We start from the raw sequence: 14,392 nt of genomic DNA, 5'->3' as shown, positions 1-14,392 counted from the left end.
AAACGACCTATCTAAAGTTGAAGGGTATGCTGCCATTACCAATAAACAGGAATTTATTTTTCCTATAGGTGACAGGACTTTTCTACGTCCGTTAATCATAAGATCAACCAGTATAAATCTTTTGCAAAATGCGCATATTTTTATGAGGATGCCAACAATCCAAACTCATTCCCCGGCACATATAATACGCTAAATACGGCATTGGATATCGAATTGGTCAGCAATCAGAGTTTTGGCGTCTGGAAGGTAACGTACCCAGTACTGTTTCCCTTACATACAATACCCGCAGTGGCTTGCAAGACCTCACGGACGATGTTACTAAGATCATCCCCGTAGGCTACAGCAAGTTTTCAGGAAGGTGGGTAAATTTAGCAGGCAGTGCCGCCACCGGTACCGTAAACGAAGGTATTGTAAGTACAGAGGAATTTATTCCTGATGATTATGAAATTTTAACCCTTGGGGTTTCCAAAATTCCGTATGAACCTTTATCGAAGGAGGTCTTGACATTGGACAACTATATTGTTTCCGCAAATGGAGACGGTATAAACGACACTTTTTTTATCCCGGAAATTATGGATAAAGGAAATAATTTAGTTCAAATATATGACCGTTACGGGCTCAAGGTTTTTGAATTAGAGAACTATACCAATGAATTTATTGGATTTTCTAATTTGAACAATATTCCCCTAAACGCCGAGAAAGGATTACCTGCAGGTGTTTATTTTTATACCATTGCCCTCATCGACGAAGAATTGAACTACCAAGGCTTTTTGTATTTGGCCCGATAGTTGAAATAAAATACTCATGGTATTTTCTATGACCATTTTTGCGTTAAAATTGGCTAGGACACATCTTAAAATCTTATTTTTAACTTATGAAGCGAAGAAATTTTATTCAAAAAAGCAGCTCAGCAGCACTGGCAATTTCATTATTGCCCACTGTATTTATAAAACAGGATGATTATGAATATTCCATATTGGAACTTATGGGCAAGGCTGATATTGAATTGTTCGGCAAAGGAATAAATCTTAGAAAGGAAGCCCATGACGCATTTTTAGAAATGAAAATGGCAGCCTATAATGCAGGCATTGATTTAAAGGTTGTCTCAAGTTATCGTGATTTTTCCCGTCAAGAAGCCATTTTTGAACGCAAGTACATTACCTATACCGATGAAGGAATGGCACCTCTGAACGCTATTGACAAAATAATTGAATACTCAACGATACCCGGTACAAGCAGACACCACTGGGGTACAGATATTGATATTGTAGATGGTTATCGTAAAGTGGAAGGCGATGTTCTCGTCCCAAGTAAATTTGAAGCCGGAGGTCCTTATGAGGACTTTAAATTATGGATGGACGAACATTCTGAAACCTATGGTTTTTATTTGGTCTATACCAATGACCCAAAAAGAAGGGGTTTTAAATATGAGCCTTGGCATTATAGTTATGCTCCCCTATCCATACTTATGCTTGAACAATTTAGAGGCAAAAATATTGCCGCCCTATTGACCAAGGAAAATTTTTACGGCGCCGAACATTTTACCAAAGGCTTCTTACGATCCTATATCCAAAACAATATTTTGGATATTAATGAAGACCTTTTGTAGGCATTTTGTATTTTAGGCCCTGTATTAGAACACATTACCATGAACAGAGGAAGTTGGAAAATTAGAATATTCATAGGGTTGGCTATTGTAGCCTTTGCCTTTATACAAAAATGTAGCAATACGGAGGAAAACCCTTATACAGGACGTTCACAACATATTACCATGACTTCCGAGCAAGAAATTGCCATTGGCCTACAAAGTGCTCCGGAGATGGCGCAACAACATGGGGGCCTATATCCAGATCAGCGATTACAGTCATTCGTAGCCTCGGTAGGCAACAAATTAGTACAGAACAGTATTGCAAGGGAAACTCCCTATCGTTATGATTTTCATTTACTTGCAGATGACCAAACTATTAATGCCTTTGCATTGCCCGGGGGACAGTGTTTTATTACCTATGCCCTTTTTTCCCAGTTGAACGAAGCGCAACTTGCGGGAGTTCTGGGACATGAGATAGGTCATGTTATTGGCAGACATTCCGCAGAGCGTATCGCAGATAGCCAAACATGGCAGACAGCCACAATGGGCGCTACGGTAGGTGCCGGGGATATTGGGGGTATTGTGGGTAGCATTGGCCAAAATACATTATTGAAAAATGGCCGTGGGGACGAATTGGAAAGTGATGAACTAGGTGTTCTTTTTATGATACAGTCCGGATATGATCCCTACGAAATGATCAGGGTCATGGAAATTTTAAAAGCTGCCGGCGGTCCTAATCGTGTACCTGAATTCCAAAGTACACACCCAGATCCCGAAAATCGTATTGAAAAAATCAAAGAGGCCATAGCAAAGTACCAAAACCAAGGTTAATCGATTATATTGGTCTTTTAACGTGCTACATATATTCCCAATGAGAATATTTTGTAACTTTGAGTAAGTCCCAAGCTTATTTTACCATATTGAATTGCCTTTATAGCTATGATGTAATCATAGAAGAACACTATAATGGGAACAATTACACATTTTAAAAATATATACGTTCAGGCGTTTGAAAATTGCAAACCTGGTATTTTGGTTTCTATTTTAAAAGTCTATTCGGTATTTTGTGCCTTAATGTTGTTTATGGCATTATATGCCTTTGTATATAGAGCCGCAAACGGTTTTGAATTTTAACGCTTTTACTCTTTTACTTGAACACTATTTGGAGTAGAAATTCATTATATAATAAAGGCTCGTTGAAATTCAACGAGCCTTTTATATTCCTGTGCTATAACTTTATGAATTTTCCTCAATAATTGACAAAACTTCTTTAGCATTGGACATTTCTGCATACTCCTTGGCAGTATAGCCCTTTTCACTCTTCATATTTAAATTTGCCCCGTTCAACAATAATACCTTTAGGACCTCTACCCTATTGTATCTAGCGGCGAACATGGCCTATGTCATTCCCAAAGATTTTTCATTTGGTCCATTACATATGGCAATGAGACTACGTACCTGCTCCACATCTCCTTTCATTGCCGCTTTACATAACGGACTTATGTCATCGTTTACTGCACTAAACTCGTTATTTGCAGAAAAATCCTTGACCGTATTTGCGTATGATACTGAGAACGATAGTAGTCCCGCCAACATCAAAATTGAAATTGATTTTTTCATAATTATTTCCTTTTAAATTGATTTAAATTATTGATAAAATAAAATTAAACTATAATAAATGACAATAATTTAATTTAAGAAAGAAATAATAAATATTTAACATTTCTAAAATGTATATGGTGATACGTTAATTTTAATGTTACCTAATTTATGTTAAGCCTACCATTGAGCAAAGGCAATAAAAAAGCCATTACAATATATGCAATGGCTTTTTTATCAAGTTAATTGATACAGCTATTAGCTTTAATTCCCTAGTGCTACTTCAATAATTTGTAAGGCTTCCTTAGCATTTGAAAGCTCCGCATACCTTTTGGCAGTAAACCCTTGGTTGCTAACAGCCTTGATATCCGCACCATTTTGAATTAGGAGTGATAGCACTTCTACTTTATTATACCTTGCAGCGAACATAAGCGGAGTCATCCCCAAAGATTTTTGATTTACATCCTCGCCCATGGCAATCATTTTTTTCACCATTGCAATATCGCCCTGTATAACGGCTTTGCAAAAGGTATTTACTTCAACAACTCTTGTTAGATGTGTTGTTTCAGAAGTTGTTAATCTGTTGGATTCTTTGGCCATAGCATTGGCCCCCATGGCAAAAATTACCATAGCGATAGTTAACACTGTTTTTTTCATGATGATTGATTTTAATTGATGAATTGATTCTATAGAAAAGACGTCTACAATGAAAAAATGTTTCATGCTTTAACAGACTTATAACTAAACTTTAACAAAGACGGGGCATTTGACCCTTTATGACCACATATATTATTTAGGTTATAATAAATTTATTGAACCCCCCTTAAAAATCTGTAAATATCACAAAAGACCAAAATTATAACTTGCCTGTTTGAAAATAGCGCCAGATCTAAAAAAGGCGGGTTTTCTAGTAGCTTAACTAAGTAGAACATAGTATTTTTGCCATCTAAACCTAAGTAAAGATGAACAAGAAAGTAATCTTAATGATATTGGACGGTTGGGGAAAATCTCCAGACCCTGCAGTATCTGCAGTAGATAAAGCAAACACTCCATTTATTGATAGTCTATATACCAATTATCCTAACTCCAATTTGTTGACCGACGGTATGAACGTTGGCTTACCGGAAGGACAAATGGGCAATAGCGAGGTTGGCCATATGAACTTGGGTGCAGGTAGAATTGTCTATCAGGATTTGGCCAAAATAAACAAAGCTGTCAAAGAGAATACCCTTAAGGACGAGCAAGTTCTAAAAGATGCTTTTGAATATGCAAAGACGAACAATAAGAATGTACATTTCTTAGGTTTGGTAAGTGATGGTGGCGTACACAGTCATACCAACCATATTAAGGGCCTTATTAATGCAGGGTACGCTTCCGGGGTAAAAAACATGTATATACATGCATTTACCGATGGTAGGGATGTAGATCCAAAAAGTGGCAAAGGTTTTTTAGAGGATTTAGTACAATTTTCCGCAGATAAAAATACCCAATTGGCAACGGTCGTTGGAAGATATTATGCAATGGATCGTGACAAACGTTGGGAACGTGTAAAAGAAGCATATGATGTCATAGTAAATGCGGTAGGTGAAAAATCTACGGATATAGGCGCAAGTATTCAACGCAGTTACGATAATGAAATAACGGACGAGTTTATAAAACCAATCGTGATGACCACTACAGATGGTACACCCATAGCAAGTGTAATGGAAGACGATGTGGTCATATTTTTTAATTTTAGAACAGATAGGGGAAGAGAACTTACTCAAGTACTAAGCCAAGAAGATATGCATGAACTGAACATGCATAAATTAAAACTTTATTATGTAACCTTGACCAATTATGATGAATCGTTCATTGGGGTAAAAGTGGTCTACAACAAAGATAATATTGTTGAAACCCTTGGAGAAGTTTTATCCAAAGCTGGTAAAAAACAAATACGCATAGCGGAGACGGAGAAATATCCACATGTTACCTTTTTCTTTAATGGCGGAAGAGAAGTGCCCTTTGATGGAGAATCTCGCATATTATGCCCTTCCCCAAAAGTTGCTACCTATGATTTAAAGCCAGAAATGAGCGCTTATGAAATTAGGGACAAAATCATTCCTGAGCTACAGGAAGGTGAAGTAGACTTTGTCTGCTTAAACTTTGCCAATCCAGATATGGTTGGACATACCGGTGTAATGGAAGCAGCCATAAAAGCTTGTGAAACCGTAGATGAATGTGCCAAAGATGTAATTACTACGGCATTAGCAAACGACTATACCGTATTGGTCATTGCAGATCATGGTAACTGTGAAACCATGATTAATGCGGACGGAAGTCCAAATACGGCCCACACCACAAACCCGGTTCCTCTTATTTTGGTGGATAAGGATATTAAAAAAATAAATGATGGCGTATTGGGGGATATTGCTCCTACCATTTTAAAACTAATGGGTGTAGAAAAATCTAAATATATGACCCAACATTCATTGGTTTAGTATTTTAGGTTTTCCCATTTTATAGAACGTATGATTAAAATAAAAACAGCCGAAGAAATTGAATTGATGCGAGAGAGTGCATTGATTGTCTCCAAAACATTGGGTATGCTCGCAGCAGAAGTTAAACCTGGCGTCACTACCCTGCAATTAGACACATTAGCGGAAGCCTTTATCCGTGACCACGGCGCGGTACCCGGTTTTCTAGGCTTGTATGATTTTCCCAATTCGCTATGCATGAGCCCCAATGCACAGGTGGTACACGGAATTCCTAATGACAAACCATTGGTAGACGGGGATATTATTTCTATTGACTGTGGGGCGCTTAAAAATGATTTTTATGGCGACCATGCCTACACTTTTGAAGTTGGTGAGGTTTCTCCTGAAATTAAAAGATTATTAGAGGTTACCAAACAATCCCTGTATGTAGGTATTCGTGAATTTAAAGTAGGCAATAGAGTTGGGGACGTAGGTTATGCCATACAAAAATTCACTGAAGAACATGGCTATGGTGTGGTACGTGAACTTGTTGGTCACGGATTGGGCAGAAAAATGCACGAAGATCCAGAAATGCCAAATTATGGTAGGCGCGGAAGGGGCAAAAAATTTGTGGAAGGAATGACGGTCGCAATTGAACCTATGACCAATATGGGCACCAAACATATTAAACAATTAAAGGATGGCTGGACAATTTTAACAGCTGATGGTGAGCCCAGTGCACACTTTGAACATAATGTTGCCATCGTAAACGGTAAGCCAGAGCTACTTTCCACATTTAAATATATTTACGACGAATTAGGTATTGAAAGCAATGAAGAAGATGAATTTAGGGCATCTCCAATAGCAAATTAAACAAGGTAGATGAAGAAAATTTTTAAATTTTTTCTAAACCTTGTTCCCAGACCTGTACTGATATCATTAAGCTATTTGGTTAAACCTTTCTTTCAAATTTATTACCGTGGTAATTCCTATGAAGACCCTATAGACGGAAAGAAATTTCGTAGCTTTTTGCCTTATGGTTATGAACATCCCCGCGAAAATGTTTTATCACCTTCTACCCTATCCTTGGAACGTCATAGGTTACTTTGGTTATTTTTAAAAAACGATACAGACTTTTTCTCCGCTCCTTTACATGTCTTACATTTTGCCCCTGAACAAGCATTCTATAGGCGATTTAAAAAACTGAAAAACTTAAATTATGTTACTACAGACTTAAATTCCCCATTGGCAGATGTTAAAGCGGATATCTGCAATTTGCCATTCAATGACGATACCTTTGATGTTATTCTATGCAACCATGTACTTGAACATATTCCTGACGACACCAAGGCACTGAAAGAACTTTATAGGGTTATGAAACCAGGTGGCTGGGGAATATTCCAAGTACCACAGGAACTAGACCGTGAACGTACATTTGAAGATAATACCATTGTGGATAAGGTTGAACGTGCAAAAATATTTGGTCAATACGACCATGTACGTATTTATGGTAAAGATTACTTTAATAAGCTGAGAAGCGCTGGCTTTACGGTTACCGAAATAGCGTATACCAATGAACTATCGCCTGGGGAAATTGATAGATACAGGTTGGCAGAAGGCGAAATTATACCCTTTGTTCGTAAATGATCAGTGAACTACCACATCCTTGAAACCTTTGGTCAAAAATTCCTGTGTTTCGCCAAATTCATCGGAATAAATGATATAAGCCTCTAACGTTTCATTTTCCGCTACCAGTTTAAAAGCTTCATCCAATTCCATGGCCATAAAAGCGGTAGCATAAGCATCAGCAGTTGCACAATTATCTGCCAAAATAGTCACGGCCAATGTGTTGGAAATTTGAGTAAAACCTGTTTTAGGATTTACGGTATGAACATACTTTTTACCTGTTGAATTATCAATCCTAAATTTTCTATAATTACCAGATGAAGCCAATGCGCGATCGTTTAGATTAATGAGTATCTTGGCCTTTCTATCAACCATCATCTCTGGATCATCTATACCCACCACCCAAGATTTTCCTTTTAAGGTATTTTTACCTTTTGCCACTAGTTCACCACCAACCTCAATTAAATAATTTTGCACACCTTTGGCATCTAACATTGTTGCAAGTCGGTCTATGGAGTAGCCTTTAGCTATTGCATTAAAATCTATATATATGTTAGGTGCAGTTTTTTTCACGTAATTTTCAGCAGTCAAAGACACTTTATCAAAACCCACGTATTGTAAAAGACTATCCACTTTTGCACTATCCATAGTTATTTGGCGCTCTGGCCCAAAACCCCATGCATTTACCAAAGTACCAACAGTAGGGTCAAAAAATCCACGTGTATTCAAATGAATATCTTTTGCAAGCTTAAAAACTTCCTGAAACATGTGATCTACCACCAAAGTCGTATCCCCATTATTGATTTTTGAAATATCAGAATTTGGAATATAAGTGGACAATGATCGGTTGATAACCGTAAAAACGGAATCTATTTCATTTTGTACGTTGATTTTTTCATCGGATATAACAACTATATTATATGATGTTCCCAATGCACCTCCAGAATAATCACTTCTAAAATTGCCTTCTTTTTTACAGGATACCCCACAAACCGATATTATCAATATTACTAAAAGCCATTTTCTCATATCTCTACCAAACCATCAAAATCAACAATATATTCTTCGTTTAAGTATACCGGTAAATTATGGTCTGCCGCATTGACCAAACCTACACCTGCATAAAAAGTGGTAGCTTCAAATTTAAGCGCATGCTCTTTCATTTTCTTAAGGTCTGACATAAAAAAATCCATGTCCTTTGGATCAGCAGGATATTCTATAGCCTTGACCACCACAAAACGCATTTTTTTTTCCTTTATACATACAAATTGCGGGTTCTTACGCAGCTCACTGTTTACAGCCAAAAACTCAAAACCATCATCCTCTAACTGTTTGCCCACAATGTTCATGGCCAAATTATGTAATTCCTGTTCAGTTAAAACGTGCATTTCATTCTTTTTTACAAAAAAACCGATATAAAGTATATCGGTTATGTTATTTAAAATCAGATAGTTATAATCTATCCGCCAAAATCGTCAAATCGGATATGCTCATCTGGAATACCGAAATCTTCTCCCATTTTTTGAACGGCCTTGTTCATCAAGGGAGGACCACAGAAATACAACTCGATATCCTCAGGAGATTCATGGTGACTTAAATAGTTATCTATTACACAATTATGAATAAATCCTACAAAACCATCACCGGGAGCATCTATATTCTCTTTTACTTTCCAATTATCCTCTTCTAGAGGTTCGGATAATGCCAAGTAGAATTTAAAGTTTGGAAATTCCTCTTCCAATTTATAGAAGTGATCTAAATAGAACAATTCTCTCTTGGAACGACCACCATACCAGTATGTTACTTTTCTCTTTGTCTTTAAGGTTTTGAATAGATGATATAAATGAGAACGCATGGGCGCCATACCTGCACCACCACCTACGTACAACATTTCTGAATCTGATTCATTGATGAAGAATTCACCGTAAGGACCAGATATTGTACACTCATCACCAGGCTTCAAGTTAAAGATATAAGACGACGCAACACCAGGGTTAACATCCATCCAACCATTTTTAGCACGATCCCATGGCGGAGTAGCAATACGTACGTTCAACATAATTTCTCTACCCTCAGCAGGGAAAGAAGCCATTGAATAAGCTCTCTCAACAGTTTCCGGATTCTTCATTACCAAAGGCCAAAGATTGAACTTATCCCACTCAGCTTGAAACTTATCCGGAGTTTCATGTTCCTCTGGGTGCGCAGTAATATCGATATCAGCATACTTTACCTCACACTCAGGAATCTCAATTTGGATATAACCGCCAGCTTTATAGCCCATATCCTCAGGAATTTCGACTACAAATTCCTTAATAAAAGAAGCAACGTTATAATTACGCACCACTTTTGCAGGCCATTTCTTAATACCGAATACTTCTTCAGGAATGGTAATTTCCATGTCTTGCTTTACCTTGACCTGGCAAGCTAAACGTGCACCATGATTCAATTCTTTTTTGGAGAAATGAGGAGTTTCAGTAGGTAAGGCCTCACCACCACCAGATAAAACATGACACTCACATTGAATACATGTTCCGCCACCACCACAAGCGGAGGGTAAAAACACTTTTTGGTTCCCCAAAGTGGACAATAATGAACCACCAGAGGCCACTTCTATCTTCTTTTCCCCATTAATGGTTATGGTCACAGGACCAGAAGGAGATAATTTTTGTTTTGTAAACAGAAGTAATGCAACCAATACCATTAATAGTATTAGAAATGCGACAACGGTTATTAGTATAGTTCCGCCAGTACTTGCAGCTAAAATCATATTTATTTTTTTACGTCGTTATAAGAAATGACCTTTTCGTCAACTTCAGTTTTCTTTTCTACAATCTCTTCCTTAGGTTCAACAACCTCCAATTGTTGTACTTGGTTTACTTGTTCGGTAGCTTCTTCCGTCTCCTCGCCACCGCCAGTCAACATTCCCCCAAAACTTTGAAAACCGATTCCCATTAAACCGGTAATGATAAAAGTTATTCCAAGCCCTCTTAAAGGTGCAGGTACATTACTGTATCTGATTTTTTCTCGTATTGCCGCAATCGCCAAAATAGCCAAGAACCAACCTATACCGGAACTAACCCCGTAATTAAATGCCAAGCCCAATGTTTCAATTTCCCTAGCCTGCATAAATAGTGATCCGCCTAAAATTGCACAGTTTACCGCAATCAATGGCAAGAATATACCAAGTGAATTGTATAATGAAGGAGAAAATTTTTCTACCACAATTTCTACTAATTGTACCATAGTAGCTATGGTTGCTATAAATAAAATAAAGGATAGAAAGCTAAGGTTATATTCGGCATACTCTGGACCTAACCAAACCAATGCACCATCTTGTAACAAGTATTTATCCAACAACCAATTTAAAGGCACCGTAACCGCCAATACGAATATTACAGCAGCACCTAAACCAACCGCAGTAGCCACTTTTTTGGATACCGCCAAATAAGAACACATCCCTAAAAACACAGCAAATACCATGTTATCAATAAAGATGGACTTAAAAAATAATTCTACATGTTCTAACATAATTTCTACTTAAATGTCTGTTTAATTCTCTTCTACAAGTGCAGGATTCCTTGAACGCTGTACCCAGATTATAATACCTACTACAATTAAGGCGGCCGGAGGAATAATCATGAAACCATTGTTCTCATAACCAGTAGCATATAATCCGGTTTTGGATATAGGATCCCCAAGCACAGGAATACCAAACAGTGTTCCTGAACCTAAAAGCTCCCTAAAGAACCCAACTATAACCAGGATTACACCATAACCTAGAGAGTTACCTATACCATCTAAAAATGAACGCCATGGTCCGTTAGCCAAAGCAAATGCTTCAAAACGCCCCATGATTATACAGTTCGTAATAATAAGACCAACGAATACAGCTAACGTTTTACTCAACTCATAGGCAAAAGCTTTTAAGACCTGATCCACTATAATTACCAATGTTGCCACAACGATCAACTGAACGATGATTCTAATTTTTGACGGAATTATATTTCTCATTAAGGAGATAACTACGTTACCTGCTCCTAAAACGAACATTACCGAAATAGCCATTACCAATGACGCTTTTAATTCTGCCGTAATAGCCAAGGCAGAACATATACCTAATACCTGAATGGTGATAGGGTTATTATCCGCAAGCGGATCCGTAATTAGATTTGTATCTTTTTTTGAGAGTAGTGCCATATTACTTTGCTCTAATGGTTTCTAAATAAGGTTTGTATAATTTAACGGTTTCCCTGATCATTGCGGATACACCGTTACCTGTGATCGTAGCACCTGCCAAGGCGTCTACTTCATTATCGTCTTTGGTATTGTTTAAAGGGTCATTGTTTCCTTTGGCAACATCAATACCCGCATACTGGGTGCCTTTTAAAATGGTTTCCCCTTTAAAGTCATCCATAAAATAACGCATCTTGATATTAGCACCTAAACCGGGAGTCTCTCCTTTATGGTCAAAATAGACACCTTGAACGGTCATTGTATTATCTAATGCGATAAAGCCCCAAATAGCGTCCCAAAGCCCTTTACCGTACATAGGAATGATATAAAAATTCTTTCCATCCTTTTCTCCTATAAATACGGGCAACTTATAATCTTCGCCTTTTTTTATATTGGCCAATTGCTTTTTTAAATCAATTAAATATGCTTCATCATCTTGGGTAATCTGATCACCTTGGATCACCAATTGTTCCTTGATGTAACTTGCAAACTCATCCTCTACAACATCCGTAGGTATAAAATTAACACTACCTGCGTCATCTCCATTTTCATTTACGCCCATAGCGTAAAGAATGTTCTGCTGTTTTTCAAAACGCTCGTTCTCTTTGATATTTGGACGCAATGCCGATGCCAAAAAAGCTAGAATCGACCCTACGACCACAACCATAACGGCCGCAAAAATTACGGTATAACTGTTTTTATCTGTACTAATTGCCATAATTAAACTGTTTCAGCTTTAAGTTCTTCTGCTTTACCATCTGAATCCTTTGGATAGATCGTAGCATCTTTTAATCGGTTCATTCTTCTTTTAATATTACCCCGTACCACATAATGGTCTATAGTTGGTGCAAATACGTTCATTAATAAGATAGCCAAGAACACCCCTTCTGGATATGCTGGATTGAATACACGAATCATTACGGAAATAAACCCAATAAAGAAACCATAATACCATTTGCCCTTATTGGTCTGGGATCCCGTTACCGGATCAGTAGCCATATAGACAATTCCAAATGCTAGTCCACCAACAATGAGATGTTTCCAAAACTCAAAACTCATTAAACCATAAAATTTGCTAGACTCTGCAACCCATCCCAAATCTACTACCTGGTTAAAAATAAAGCCCATTACCAATGAACCAATTACGGCACTTACCATAATTCTCCAGCTGGCAATTTTGGTAAAAATCAAGAATAATCACACCAAAAGAATAAGAAAAGCAGAGGTTTCACCTACAGAACCAGGAATAAAACCATAAAACATATCCGATACGGAATAGGACATTTCCGCTCCTTTATTCTGTGCCAGATATCCTAAAATTGTTTCTCCTGAAATAGCGTCCAAATTAGCACCGGCCAAAATTTCCTCCGATCGCTCACGTGCACCATGTACCCATACCTTATCACCACTCATCCATGTAGGGTAAGCAAAGAATAAAAAGGCCCTAATTGTCAATGCCGGATTACCATCATATCCTTTAGAAACGACCATGGTCATTTCTATGGCATTGGGGCGGTCATTAATAATGTAGGCATTCCAATCCTTATCCAAAAATTCATCGTTCCATTCATGGACAATGGCTATATATACATCTTTGGAAATAGGTATTTCAATATCTTTTTTCACCAAGGAATTTTATAGGGTACTTTTAAACTGCTCTAGAAAACGAAGGTCGTTCTCGCTCAATAATCGGATATCTGAAATTTGATGCAGTAAAAGTGCAATACGGTCAATACCCATCCCAAAGGCAAATCCGGAATATATATCTGGGTCTATACCACAGTTCTTAAGCACGTTGGGGTCTACCATACCGCAGCCCATAATCTCTAACCAACCGGTACCTTTTGTCATTTTATAATCCGTTTCAGTTTCCAGTCCCCAATAAACATCTACTTCTGCACTTGGTTCGGTAAAAGGAAAATAAGAAGGTCTAAGTCTAATTTTGGATTTCCCAAAAAGTTCTGTTGTAAAATATTGTAGTGTTTGTTTTAAATCTGCAAAAGAAACATCCTTGTCAATATAAAGCCCTTCTACTTGATGAAAGAAACAGTGAGATCTAGCGGAAATAGCCTCGTTCCTATAAACTCTACCAGGTGATATGGTTCTTATGGGAGGTTGGTTGTTTTCCATGTAGCGTACTTGTACCGATGAGGTATGGGTACGCAACAATATATCTGGATCTGTTTGAACAAAAAAAGTATCCTGCATATCTCTTGCCGGATGGTATTCTGGTAGGTTTAATGCGGTAAATTTTTGCAGTCGTCCTCTATTTCCGGACCTTCTGATACATTGAAACCTATTCTGGAAAAAACATCTATGATTTTATTTTTTACGATAGAAATAGGATGTCGCGCACCAAGTTCAATTGGTTGCCCGGTCTGGTAAGGTCTCCAAATATTTTTTCGTCCTGTCCAGAATGCTCCAAGGCTTCTTTTAAAGCGTCCACTTTTTCAGTTGCCGCTTGTTTCAACTGGTTTATGGTCTGTCCAAATTCTTTCTTTTGTTCGTTAGGAACATTTTTAAATTCGGCAAAAAAATCATTTAAAATTCCCTTCTTGCCCAAATATTTGATCCTAAACGTTTCTACATCCTTTAAAGAGTTGGCCGTAAACGCATTGACTTCCGTAATCTGTTCCTTTATCTTATCAATCATACATGTTGATTAAAGCCGCAAATTTATAACTTTTAAAAAAGGTAGAATATGTTTTTCTGCCTTTTGATGGTTACATTGACGGTATTTTGTCCTTAACGTTCACTTTGACCCAAACCAGACATTCCTTAAAATTATCAAATATATGTTCCTCTGGAATTAAATCTGGAATGACGCCTACACGTTCCATCATATACCTTGGTTGTTTTAGGACATCAACGAATAATATGGTAATCCCAG

17 protein-coding genes and 3 pseudogenes are annotated in these 14,392 nt (G+C 37.5%); 8 read left to right on the top strand and 12 right to left on the bottom strand.

Going from position 1 to position 14,392, the window contains the following annotated elements; genetic code table 11:
• From Q2T41_RS20285 to Q2T41_RS20265, 5 genes and pseudogenes are all read left to right on the top strand, one after another.
• A pseudogene (locus Q2T41_RS20285) lies at nucleotides 1–193 on the top strand (gliding motility-associated C-terminal domain-containing protein); the annotation flags it as partial.
• Nucleotides 194–293: 100 nt separating this feature from the next.
• Nucleotides 294–788: a T9SS type B sorting domain-containing protein gene (locus Q2T41_RS20280; protein ID WP_304437544.1), complete on the top strand. Its 495-nt coding sequence runs from the start codon at nucleotides 294–296 to the stop codon at nucleotides 786–788.
• Nucleotides 789–874: 86 nt separating this feature from the next.
• On the top strand, nucleotides 875–1,609 hold the full coding sequence (locus Q2T41_RS20275; protein ID WP_304435126.1) for a M15 family metallopeptidase: 735 nt from the start codon (nucleotides 875–877) through the stop codon (nucleotides 1,607–1,609).
• A gap of 39 nt (nucleotides 1,610–1,648) precedes the next feature.
• Nucleotides 1,649–2,419 (top strand): M48 family metalloprotease, encoded by a 771-nt coding sequence (locus tag Q2T41_RS20270; RefSeq protein ID WP_304435127.1) that lies wholly within the window; start codon nucleotides 1,649–1,651, stop codon nucleotides 2,417–2,419.
• Nucleotides 2,420–2,554: 135 nt separating this feature from the next.
• On the top strand, nucleotides 2,555–2,722 hold the full coding sequence (locus Q2T41_RS20265) for a DUF6747 family protein (protein WP_304435128.1): 168 nt from the start codon (nucleotides 2,555–2,557) through the stop codon (nucleotides 2,720–2,722).
• 102 nt (nucleotides 2,723–2,824) lie between these two features.
• On the opposite strand, the gene Q2T41_RS20260 is transcribed toward Q2T41_RS20265, so the two are convergent.
• From Q2T41_RS20260 to Q2T41_RS20250, 3 genes are all read right to left on the bottom strand, one after another.
• Nucleotides 2,825–2,983, bottom strand: coding sequence for an ankyrin repeat domain-containing protein (locus tag Q2T41_RS20260; protein WP_304435129.1), 159 nt, complete (start codon nucleotides 2,981–2,983; stop codon nucleotides 2,825–2,827).
• Between the two features lie 3 nt (nucleotides 2,984–2,986).
• A complete protein-coding gene (locus Q2T41_RS20255; RefSeq protein ID WP_304435130.1) occupies nucleotides 2,987–3,208 on the bottom strand; it encodes a hypothetical protein in 222 nt (73 codons plus the stop codon).
• A 243-nt stretch (nucleotides 3,209–3,451) separates the two neighbouring features.
• The gene (locus Q2T41_RS20250; RefSeq protein ID WP_304435131.1) at nucleotides 3,452–3,910 is read right to left on the bottom strand and encodes an ankyrin repeat domain-containing protein; all 459 of its coding nucleotides are present in this window, start codon (nucleotides 3,908–3,910) and stop codon (nucleotides 3,452–3,454) included.
• A gap of 239 nt (nucleotides 3,911–4,149) precedes the next feature.
• Here Q2T41_RS20250 and gpmI point away from each other — a divergent pair, with 239 nt between their 5' ends.
• Genes gpmI through Q2T41_RS20235 form a run of 3 tightly spaced genes read left to right on the top strand, consistent with a single transcriptional unit; the run spans nucleotide 4,150 to nucleotide 7,290 of the window.
• Nucleotides 4,150–5,667, top strand: a complete 1,518-nt coding sequence (gene gpmI / locus Q2T41_RS20245) for a 2,3-bisphosphoglycerate-independent phosphoglycerate mutase (protein ID WP_304435132.1) — start codon at nucleotides 4,150–4,152, stop codon at nucleotides 5,665–5,667.
• 30 nt (nucleotides 5,668–5,697) lie between these two features.
• Entirely contained in the window at nucleotides 5,698–6,516 is an 819-nt protein-coding gene (gene map, locus Q2T41_RS20240) for a type I methionyl aminopeptidase (RefSeq protein WP_304435133.1), read from the top strand.
• 9 nt (nucleotides 6,517–6,525) lie between these two features.
• Nucleotides 6,526–7,290, top strand: a complete 765-nt coding sequence (locus tag Q2T41_RS20235; protein WP_304435134.1) for a class I SAM-dependent methyltransferase — start codon at nucleotides 6,526–6,528, stop codon at nucleotides 7,288–7,290.
• Here Q2T41_RS20235 and Q2T41_RS20230 read toward each other — a convergent pair whose 3' ends face one another.
• The 9 genes and pseudogenes from Q2T41_RS20230 to Q2T41_RS20190 all read right to left on the bottom strand — a co-directional run bounded on the left by Q2T41_RS20230 (nucleotide 7,291) and on the right by Q2T41_RS20190 (nucleotide 14,155).
• Complete coding sequence (locus tag Q2T41_RS20230) at nucleotides 7,291–8,298, bottom strand: FAD:protein FMN transferase (RefSeq protein WP_304435135.1); 1,008 nt, start codon at nucleotides 8,296–8,298, stop codon at nucleotides 7,291–7,293.
• Nucleotides 8,295–8,657 carry a DUF8840 domain-containing protein gene (locus Q2T41_RS20225; RefSeq protein ID WP_304435136.1) on the bottom strand — a complete coding sequence of 121 codons (363 nt, stop codon included), beginning with the start codon at nucleotides 8,655–8,657 and terminating at the stop codon, nucleotides 8,295–8,297. Before Q2T41_RS20225 ends, Q2T41_RS20230 begins: the two co-directional genes overlap by 4 nt.
• Before the next feature lie 71 nt (nucleotides 8,658–8,728).
• The gene (gene nqrF, locus Q2T41_RS20220) at nucleotides 8,729–10,036 is read right to left on the bottom strand and encodes an NADH:ubiquinone reductase (Na(+)-transporting) subunit F (RefSeq protein ID WP_089262247.1); all 1,308 of its coding nucleotides are present in this window, start codon (nucleotides 10,034–10,036) and stop codon (nucleotides 8,729–8,731) included.
• Between the two features lie 2 nt (nucleotides 10,037–10,038).
• Nucleotides 10,039–10,797 carry an NADH:ubiquinone reductase (Na(+)-transporting) subunit E gene (nqrE, locus tag Q2T41_RS20215; protein ID WP_089262249.1) on the bottom strand — a complete coding sequence of 253 codons (759 nt, stop codon included), beginning with the start codon at nucleotides 10,795–10,797 and terminating at the stop codon, nucleotides 10,039–10,041.
• Nucleotides 10,798–10,818: 21 nt separating this feature from the next.
• The gene (locus Q2T41_RS20210) at nucleotides 10,819–11,466 is read right to left on the bottom strand and encodes an NADH:ubiquinone reductase (Na(+)-transporting) subunit D (RefSeq protein WP_304435137.1); all 648 of its coding nucleotides are present in this window, start codon (nucleotides 11,464–11,466) and stop codon (nucleotides 10,819–10,821) included.
• A gap of 1 nt (nucleotide 11,467) precedes the next feature.
• On the bottom strand, nucleotides 11,468–12,220 hold the full coding sequence (locus Q2T41_RS20205) for a Na(+)-translocating NADH-quinone reductase subunit C (protein WP_304435138.1): 753 nt from the start codon (nucleotides 12,218–12,220) through the stop codon (nucleotides 11,468–11,470).
• A 2-nt stretch (nucleotides 12,221–12,222) separates the two neighbouring features.
• Nucleotides 12,223–12,966: pseudogene (locus tag Q2T41_RS20200) on the bottom strand (RnfABCDGE type electron transport complex subunit D); the annotation flags it as partial.
• Nucleotides 12,967–13,137: 171 nt separating this feature from the next.
• Nucleotides 13,138–13,820: pseudogene (gene pheS, locus Q2T41_RS20195) on the bottom strand (phenylalanine--tRNA ligase subunit alpha).
• Between the two features lie 11 nt (nucleotides 13,821–13,831).
• Nucleotides 13,832–14,155 carry a hypothetical protein gene (locus tag Q2T41_RS20190; protein WP_304437543.1) on the bottom strand — a complete coding sequence of 108 codons (324 nt, stop codon included), beginning with the start codon at nucleotides 14,153–14,155 and terminating at the stop codon, nucleotides 13,832–13,834.
• Between the last annotated feature and the right edge of the window lie 237 nt (nucleotides 14,156–14,392).

The sequence above is a fragment of the Maribacter confluentis genome, assembly GCF_030505015.1.
Lineage (GTDB): Bacteria > Bacteroidota > Bacteroidia > Flavobacteriales > Flavobacteriaceae > Maribacter > Maribacter sedimenticola.
This window is presented reverse-complemented; position numbering and strand designations above follow the sequence as displayed.